Genomic DNA, 6,160 nt, shown 5'->3' with positions numbered 1-6,160 from the left:
AACAGCCCGCGGCAGTTCATGCGGGCCAAAAAGCTGGTTGCCAGCCGCGCGCCGGTGGCGCAGCTGGTGGCGGGCGCCGCCGCAGCAGCCTGAGCGCGGCCGGCGCGGGGTCTAGAGGTCCAGCACCATGCGGTCCGAGCGGCAGCGCGAAACGCACACCATCATGCATTGCTGCCCGGCCTTCTGCGCTGCGCTGAGAAGGCTGTCGCGATGATCGGCCTCACCTTCCAGGATAGGCGTCTCGCAGGCTCCGCAGACGCCTTCCTCGCAGCTGTATTCCACCGCAATGCCCGCGGCCAGCAGCGCGCCCAGCGGCGGCGTGTTCTTCGCGATCTCCAGGGTCAGACCGCTGCGCCTGAGCTCGACGCTGCAGAAACCGTCGACGGCCGCCGCGAGCGGCTGGGCCTGCGCCTTGAAGCGTTCGACATGGACATTGCCAAAGCCCAGCGTCTCGCAGCTGCTCTCGAAGGCCTGGAGCATGGGCCCAGGGCCGCAGCAGTAGAAGTGATCGGTGGACAGATGCCGCGAAAGCAGTGTTTGCAGATCGGGAGGGCTGCCGGCCTCGTCGTCGAAGTGGGTCTGCACGCTGATGCCGTGCGGGGTCAGCGTTGCCAGCAGGTCGAGAAAGGGCGCGCTGGCCCGACTGCGCGCGCAATAGATCAAATGGCCCGGTTTTCCCAGCGCCACCAGGCGCTGCAGCATCGACAGCACGGGTGTCACGCCAATGCCGCCGGCGACAAACACCGAGCGCTGCGCCTGCTCGTCCAGCGCGAAATGGTTGCGCGGCGCCGAGATCATCAGCCGGTCGCCGGCACGCAGGTTTTCGTGTATCCAGCGGGAGCCGCCGCGGCCGGCGCGCTCGTGAAGCACGCCTATCACATAGCGATCCTTCTGTCCGGGCGGGTTGTGCAGCGAGTAGCTGCGCACCATTCCTCCTGGCAGGTGCAGGTCGATATGCGCACCCGCGTCGAAGGCCGGAAATCCGGGGGTGGGCGCTGCGGGCTGCAAGGCGATGCTGAGCACGCCCTCGCTGACCGGCGTCACCGCTGCGACCAGCGCCTCGCGGAGTCCGGGATGGTCGGTGAGCGTCTGGGGCTCAAGGGTTGCTGTGGGCGCAAGTGCGTCTTCAAGGGGGGCAGGCAGGTTCATGGCAAAGCGGCAGGTGGCGTGAAGTTCAGCCGCAGTAGGCCGCAGCTTGCCGCGCAGCGTCAACGCGCTGCGGGCATTGGTCCGCATGGTGAGAATGGCACGCCGTTGCCTATGGCCGGGCGGGGGGCTGCAGCCGCTGGCCGACCTGCGTCTCCAGCCATTGGCCCAGGCCCAGCAGCGCGGCGTCGGCACCGCGCGCGCCCACGGCCTGCAGGCTCACCGGCAGCGCATCGACCAGGCCCGTGGGAATCGACAGCGCGGGCACGCCGACCAGCGAGAAGGGCAGGGTCTGTCCCAGAACCGCTTCGCGCACGGTCATCGGCCCGCTCTCGACCTCGACATGCAGCTGTCCGCGCAGCGGCGCGACCACGGCCGACGTGGGCAGCAGCAGCGCATCGCAGCCGGCCAGCACGGCATCGAGTTCGGCGGCGATGGCCGCGCGCATCCGCAGCGCGTCGATGTAGTCGGTCGCGGCGATCTGCCGGCCGCTTTGCAGCGGTGCCAGAACGCTTGGCGAAAAGCCTGCGCCGCCTTGCAGCAGTGCCGCGCGGTGGGTCCAGGCGGCCTCGGCCTGGACGATGGTCGTGAAGCAGCGCGCGGCCTGCGGCAGCAGCGGCGTGGCCACGTCCACCAGCTGCGCGCCGGCCCGGGTGAGCCGCTCCAGCGTGCGCTCGAAGTGCGCCCGCACGGCGGGCGCCAGGCGCCCGTTGAGCCAGGCGGTGGGCACGCCAAGGCGCGGCGCGCGCGCCGTGCGCGTCACCGCCAGGCTCCGGGCCGCCATCACCTCGAACAGCAGCGCGCAATCGGCAACGCTGGCGGCCAGCGGGCCGGCGTGGTCACAGGTCCAGGAGAGGTGCAGCGCGCCGTCAAGCGGGATGGCTCCGTGGCTGGGCTTGAAGCCGGTCACGCCGCAGAAATTGGCCGGAATGCGCACCGAGCCGCCGGTGTCGCTGCCGATGCTGGCCACCCCCACGCCGGTGGCCACCGCGACGCCCGCACCGCTTGACGAGCCGCCGGCCTGGCGCAGCGTATCGAAGGGGTTCTTCACATCACCGGTCCAGCTGTTTTCGCCCGTGGAGCCGAGCGCAATTTCATGCATGTTGGTCTTGCCGAAGATCACCGCGCCGGCCTTGCGCAGGCGGCTCACGAGCAGGGCCTGGTCCAATGTGCCCGCAGGCAGCGCGGCGCGCGTGCCGGCGTGCATGGGCATGCCGCGCACCGGGTACAGGTCCTTGATGGACAGCGGCAGGCCGTGCAGCGGGCCTAGCGCCTGGCCCGCTGCACGCGCGGCATCGCACTGCTGCGCCGTGACCTGCGCGCCCTCCCAGTCGGCAAAGGCCAGCGCGTTGAGATCGACGCTGCGTTCGGCCTGTTCGCGTGCCGATCGCAGGAGGGAGGCGGCGCTGATGGTGCGCTCTTCGAACTGTCGGGCAAGGGTCGAAAACGTCTGCATGGTGGGCCTGCTGGTGGAAAAAAGCCGCACCGTAGCACGCGGTCTGGCGGTCTCACGATGTGGGCAGTTCGCAGTGCCGGCTACCCGCTGCAGGTCGATCATGTGACACTGAAATCGCTCTCCAAAACCACAGGAATTTCACCCATGTTGCGCTCCACGATCGTCCGTTTTTCCGCGAGTCTGGCACTTGCTTTGCCGTGTCTGGTGGCGGCTCCCTTCGCACTGGCCCAGCCCTATCCGGCCAAGCCGGTGAAGATGGTCATCGGCTACTCGCCGGGCGGCCCGGTCGACATCCTGGGGCGAGTGCTGGCGCAGCGCCTGGGCGCGGCCATGGGGCAGCCGTTTGTCGTTGAAAACCGCGGCGGCGCCGCGGGCACCATAGGCGCAGAAGCCGTGGCGCGCGCGGCGCCTGACGGCTACACGCTGCTGTCGACGGTGCCCAGCGTCTTCACCATCGTGCCGCACACGATGGACAAGACCCGGGTGCAGGCCAGCGACTTCACGCCCGTGGTGCAGTTTGCCGAAGCGCCGCTGGTGCTGGTCGTGCACCCCTCGGTGCCGGCCGCGCGCTGGAGCGAGCTGCACGCGCTGCTGAAGGCGCCGGGCTCCAAGCTGTCGTATGCGTCGGCGGGTGAAGGTTCGTTGCCGCATCTGGCCATGGAACTGCTGCTGGCGCAGGCGGGCGGGCGACCGGTGCATGTGCCCTACAAGGGCAGCGGCCCCGCGGTGCAGGATCTGCTGGGCGGCCAGGTGGATTTCATGCTTGACGTGCTGCCCTCGGCCTTGCCCATGATCAAGGCTGGACGGCTCAAGGCGCTGGCCGTGACTTCGCGCACGCGCGTGGCGGAGCTGCCCGGTGTGCCTACCCTGGCCGAGGCCGGTGTGCCCGGCTACGAAGCCGTCAACTGGTTTGGAATCTACGCTCCGGCGTCCACGCCCAAGCCCGTCACAGACCGGCTGCGCGCCGAGGTGGAGCGCATCGTCTCGGCCAAGGACATGCAGCAGCGCCTGAGTGAACTCGGCGCCGTGTCCCGGCTGCGCGGACCGGACGAGGTCACCGAGCGCCTGCAGCGCGAGTCGTCGCAATGGGGCGCGCTGATTCAGAAGCTGGCCTTGAAGCCGGGGCAGTGACAATGGCCAACGGTTCATTTTTCTTTCAACCGAGGCATCCCATGTCGCCCATTCAAGCAACAGCCCAGGCCGGGACCCAGAGCCTGCGCCGCACCGTACAGCTGTTGCGCGAACTGACGCATGCGGGCGAACGCGGCGCCAGTGCCGGCGAGCTGGCCCAGCGCTGCGACCTCACGCGGGCAACCACCTACCGCCTGCTGGCGACGTTGACGCAGGAAGGCCTGGCCGTCCATGCGGCCGGTGTCCGGCGCTATTTTCTCGGCCCGTTCGCCTATGAGATGGGCCTGCAGGCCTTTCCGCAGCTCGGCTTGCGCGAACTGTGCGCCGGGGTGGTGAGCGGCCTGGCCCGGCAGACGGGCGAGTGCGTCTTTCTTGTGATGCGCAGCGGCCTCGACACCCTGTGCCTGGATCGGCAATCGGGGGCCTTCGCAGTCGAGGCGATGCCGGTGGACATAGGCTCGCGCCGTCCGCTGGGCGTGGGCTTGAGCAGCATCGCCATCCTGGCGGCATTGCCCGAGGCGGAGCGCGAGGCCATCATGCGCGCCAACGGCATGCGCTACCAGGAGACCGGGCGTCTGGCCGCCGAGCGCATCCGGCTCATGGTCAAGCGCACCGCGGACCGGCGCTTTGCGTTCACGGCCAGCGACTACATCGACAATGTCGGCGGCTTTGCCCTGCCGATACGCAGGCCGTCCGATGGCGTGCCCTTTGCGGCGCTGAGCATTGCTTCGGGCATCGCGCGCATGAAGCCGCCGCGGGGCGAGGAAATCGTTCCCCTGCTCGAGTCGGCGATCCACACCATCGAGTCGCGGCTCTGATCCTATCCGGGTCCCGAGGCCCGGTCACCTTGCGGCCGCCACTGCGCTGGCGCCGCCCTATTTTCCTTCCCGCCGCGCCGGCCGTCCCCATGCACGGGAGTGCCTGCGCGCGCCCATTCGAGAATGCCCATGGAAACACTTCACAACCCTGCGCCCAGCCTCGGCGAATACGTGGCCCATTCGTGGAACGAACTGTTCGACAGCTGCACGCGCTGCGGCAAATGCGTGGAGGTCTGCCCCGTCGTTCCGTTCGCGGCGCAGATTGCCGCGGCGCCGCCCGCGGCGGTGGTCGCCGGCGTGCTGGACTTCATGCGCGACAGCGGCCAGCCGATGCGCGCGGAATCGGCTGCCTGGACAGTGCAATGCAACGGCTGCGATAAATGCATTCCCGCCTGCCCCGAGAACATCAACCCGCGGCGCATGCTGATGCTGGCCAACGCCGAGGTGTCGGCCAAGACGCAGCCGACGCCGCACATGTTCCAGAAAATGGCGCGCGCGATCCGTATCCTGGTCTCGATGCAGGTCATACCCGAAGACGCGGCCCGGCTGCTGCGGCTGAAGAAGGCCAGGGACGTCGACGTGGTGTTCTTCACCGGCTGCAACCCGGTGCGCACGCCGCAGCTGCTGTTCAATGCGATGACCGTGCTCGATGCGCTGGGCGTCAACTATGAGGTGATGGGCGGGCCTGCCTCCTGCTGCGGCGTCATTCATAGCAAGTGGGAAGGCGATCTGCAGCGCGGCGGCAAGGTCAGTGAACAGACGCTGCACCGCTTCGGCACCTTCAAGCCCAAGAAGGTGCTCAACTGGTGTCCCTCGTGCAACATCCACCTGACGGAGACCATCAAGGACTATCGCTCGGTGGAGTTCGATTTCGACCACATCACGAAGTTTCTGATCGAGCGCGAGGATCAGCTGCGCCAACTCTTCACCACGCCGGTGAACGAGCGCGTCATCGTGCATACCCACCATGGCATGCACCAGGTCGGCCAGGATGTACTGCGCCTGCTGCGTGCCATTCCCGGGCTGACGATCGTCGAGGAACTCGAGGAGCCGGGCTACATGTGCGGCGTGTCGAGTGCCGAGCGTGCGCCGGCGTTGAAGGCGCATGTGCGCGCGCAGACCATTGAACGCTGCCGGCAGGGCGGCGTGGACGCACTGGTCTCGCTGTACCACGCCTGCCACCGGCAACTGGCGGCGGACGGCAAGGCGCATGGCTTTCGGGTCGTCAACTTCACGGACCTGCTGGTGCGCGCGCTGGGACTGGAGCCCTGCGCGGACACGCTGGAGCCGTTTCGCGGGCGCACCGACTACCGCGAGATCGTGCGCGAGGCCACGCCGCTGCTCGAGGCCAATGGCATAGACATGAACCCCGATGAACTTGCCAAGGTGCTGCCCGAGATCTTTGCAATGGCGGAGTGGAAGGGGGGTCTGTGCAGTTTTGCACCGCAGGAATGATGACCACCGGGGCCATGGCACCGGATGGCTGAGCGCGCCTGCGGGCTCGATCTTCAGCGCGCTTGCGGCGCCAGCGCGACACCCAGCCGGTTGAACGCGCCCAGCGTCGCCAGCACCGAGGCGGTGGCAATGCTTTCATGTATGCCCACGCCGA

The 6,160-nt window shown here is 68.4% G+C and carries 5 protein-coding genes; 3 read left to right on the top strand and 2 right to left on the bottom strand.

The features are described from left to right. Positions 1-111 precede the first annotated feature (111 nt). On the bottom strand, positions 112-1,149 hold the full coding sequence (locus tag RR928_RS23940; RefSeq protein WP_332536860.1) for a PDR/VanB family oxidoreductase: 1,038 nt from the start codon (positions 1,147-1,149) through the stop codon (positions 112-114). Between the two features lie 109 nt (positions 1,150-1,258). Further along, positions 1,259-2,602 (bottom strand): amidase, encoded by a 1,344-nt coding sequence (locus tag RR928_RS23935; protein WP_332536862.1) that lies wholly within the window; start codon positions 2,600-2,602, stop codon positions 1,259-1,261. Between the two features lie 144 nt (positions 2,603-2,746). Between RR928_RS23935 and RR928_RS23930 the strand changes: the two genes are divergently transcribed. The 3 genes from RR928_RS23930 (at position 2,747) to RR928_RS23920 (ending at position 6,006) form a co-directional block, all read left to right on the top strand. Next, entirely contained in the window at positions 2,747-3,733 is a 987-nt protein-coding gene (locus RR928_RS23930) for a Bug family tripartite tricarboxylate transporter substrate binding protein (RefSeq protein WP_332536863.1), read from the top strand. Positions 3,734-3,774: 41 nt separating this feature from the next. After that, a complete protein-coding gene (locus RR928_RS23925) occupies positions 3,775-4,551 on the top strand; it encodes an IclR family transcriptional regulator (protein ID WP_332536865.1) in 777 nt (258 codons plus the stop codon). 129 nt (positions 4,552-4,680) lie between these two features. Next, entirely contained in the window at positions 4,681-6,006 is a 1,326-nt protein-coding gene (locus RR928_RS23920; RefSeq protein WP_332536866.1) for a (Fe-S)-binding protein, read from the top strand. Positions 6,007-6,160: the final 154 nt, after the last annotated feature.

The sequence above is a fragment of the Comamonas sp. genome (genome assembly GCF_036666375.1).
GTDB lineage: Bacteria > Pseudomonadota > Gammaproteobacteria > Burkholderiales > Burkholderiaceae_C > Comamonas.
Note: the sequence above shows the minus strand (reverse complement) of the source record. Positions and strands in the feature narration are given on the sequence as shown.

What these genes read in the sequence shown, in the direction of transcription:
- RR928_RS23925 (WP_332536865.1), top strand. Translation starts at nt 3,775, where the DNA reads ATGTCGCCCATTCAAGCAACAGCCCAGGCCGGGACCCAGAGCCTGCGC.
- RR928_RS23930 (WP_332536863.1), top strand. Translation starts at nt 2,747, where the DNA reads ATGTTGCGCTCCACGATCGTCCGTTTTTCCGCGAGTCTGGCACTTGCT.
- RR928_RS23920 (WP_332536866.1), top strand. Translation starts at nt 4,681, where the DNA reads ATGGAAACACTTCACAACCCTGCGCCCAGCCTCGGCGAATACGTGGCC.
- RR928_RS23940 (WP_332536860.1), bottom strand. Translation starts at nt 1,149, where the DNA reads ATGAACCTGCCTGCCCCCCTTGAAGACGCACTTGCGCCCACAGCAACC.
- RR928_RS23935 (WP_332536862.1), bottom strand. Translation starts at nt 2,602, where the DNA reads ATGCAGACGTTTTCGACCCTTGCCCGACAGTTCGAAGAGCGCACCATC.